This window comes from Oleomonas cavernae (genome assembly GCF_003590945.1).
Taxonomy (GTDB): domain Bacteria; phylum Pseudomonadota; class Alphaproteobacteria; order Zavarziniales; family Zavarziniaceae; genus Zavarzinia; species Zavarzinia cavernae.
The window spans coordinates 1-2,016 of the sequence record NZ_QYUK01000007.1 but is presented as its reverse complement, the minus strand read 5'-3'; the positions used below and the strand labels follow the sequence as shown (position 1 = coordinate 2,016).

Below are 2,016 nucleotides of genomic sequence, written 5' to 3'. Positions count from 1 at the left end.
CGGACGCCGACGCGTGAACGGCGCTTCCTTCGCCGAACGCGTCCCGGCCTACCAGGAACGCCTGCGCCGCAGCTTCGACCGCTGGCTGCCCCAGGAAACCCAGTACCCGGCCCGCCTGCATGCCGCGATGCGCTATGCCAGCGACGGCGGCAAGCGCCTGCGCCCCCTGCTGGTCTACGCCGCCGGCGAGGTGCTGGGCCTGCCGCCCACCGCCCTGGACACCCCGGCCTGCGCCGCGGAGCTGATCCACGCCTACTCGCTGGTCCACGACGACCTGCCGGCGATGGACGACGACGACCTGCGCCGCGGCCGACCCACCGTTCACAAGGCCTACGACGAGGCCACCGCGATCCTGGTCGGCGACGGCCTGCAGGCCCTGGCCTTCTTCGTGCTGGCCCACGACCATGGCTCCGGCCTGGACCCGCTGCAGCGCCTGAAGATGATCGAGGTGCTGGGCGATGCCGCCGGCTCCCGCGGCATGGTCGGCGGCCAGGCGGTGGACCTGGAGTCCGAGGGCAAGGAGCTGAGCCTGCCCGAGCTGGAAGCCCTGCACATCCACAAGACCGGCGCCATGATCCGCGCCTGCCTGCTGATGGCCTGCTACGCCAAGTCGCCGCTGGACAGCGCCCACCTCTATGCCCTGGACCGCTACGGCAAGTGCCTGGGCCTGGCCTTCCAGATCCAGGACGACATCCTCGACATCGAGGGCAACGCCGCCACGCTGGGCAAGACCGCCGGCAAGGACGAGGCGGCCCACAAGTCCACCTACCCGGCCGTCATGGGCCTGCCGGCCGCGCGCGAGCGCGCCGAGGAGCTGTTCGACATCGCCCGTGCCGCCATCAACGTCTTTGGCCCGGAGGCCGAGCCGCTGATCTGGCTGGCCAATCACATCCAGGGGCGCAAGCGCTAGCCTGAAGCGGCGGGTTTGCTGCATTGCAGCAAGAAACGCATAATTGCACGGCGATTGCACCAATGTGGCGCACCTAGGGTTCATAATTCCGACATGGTCGAAATTCCCGGTTACACCTTGCTGGGCCGCGTGAACACGCCGGCGGATCTGCGTCGCCTGCCGCTCTCCGAGCTGCCTCACCTGGCGGTGGAGATGCGGCGTTACCTGATCGAAACGCTGGGCCGCATCGGCGGGCACTTCGCCGCCAACCTCGGCACCGTGGAACTGACGCTGGCGCTGCACTACGCCTTCGAGACGCCGCGCGACCGCCTGGTCTGGGACGTGGGCCATCAGGCCTACCCGCACAAGATGATCACCGGCCGCCGCGCGCGCCTGGAGACGATCCGCCGCCTCAACGGCCTGATGCCGTTCTGCCACCGCGGCGAAAGCGAGTACGACACCTTCGGCGTGGGCCACTCCTCCACCTCGATCTCCGCTGCCGCCGGCATGGCCGCCGCGGCGCGCATCAAGGGCGAGAAGCGCCGTGCGGTCGCCATCATCGGCGACGGCGGCATGACCGGCGGCATGGCCTTCGAGGCCCTGAACCACGCCGGCCATATCGGCCTGGACATGCTGGTGGTCTACAACGACAACGACATGTCGATCTCCGAGAACGTCGGCGCCCTGCGCAACCACTCGGCAAGGCTGGTGAACAAGCTCGGCCTCGCCGCCCCGCACGGCAACCGCCTGACCACGGACGACGACGAGCACAACGAGGCGCACCTGGAGAATCCCGGCGCGCTGTTCGAGACGCTGGGCTTCAGCTACCACGGCCCCATCGACGGCCACGACCTCGACGCCCTGCTCGCCGCCTTCGAGCGCCTGAAGGACGCCAGGGGCCCGCAGCTGCTGCACGTGCTGACGGTCAAGGGCAAGGGCTTCGACCCGGCCGAGGCCGACCCGATCAAGTACCACGGCGTCACCCAGTTCGACCCCGTGACCGGCGCCTTCCCGGCCAAGAAGCCGGGCGGCAAGCCGGCCTACACCCAGGTCTTCGGCGACTGGCTCTGCGAGGCCGCGGCGCGTGACCCCAAGGTGGTCGGCATCACCCCGGCGATGCGCGAAGG

At 69.7% G+C, this 2,016-nt stretch carries 2 protein-coding genes; both read left to right on the top strand.

Annotated features, from left to right (window positions below; translation table 11 throughout):
* A partial coding sequence (locus tag D3874_RS00175) for a polyprenyl synthetase family protein (RefSeq protein WP_233559767.1) occupies positions 1-910 on the top strand: 910 nt, incomplete at its 5' end.
* 93 nt (positions 911-1,003) lie between these two features.
* A partial coding sequence (locus tag D3874_RS00170) for a 1-deoxy-D-xylulose-5-phosphate synthase N-terminal domain-containing protein (RefSeq protein ID WP_233559766.1) occupies positions 1,004-2,016 on the top strand: 1,013 nt, incomplete at its 3' end.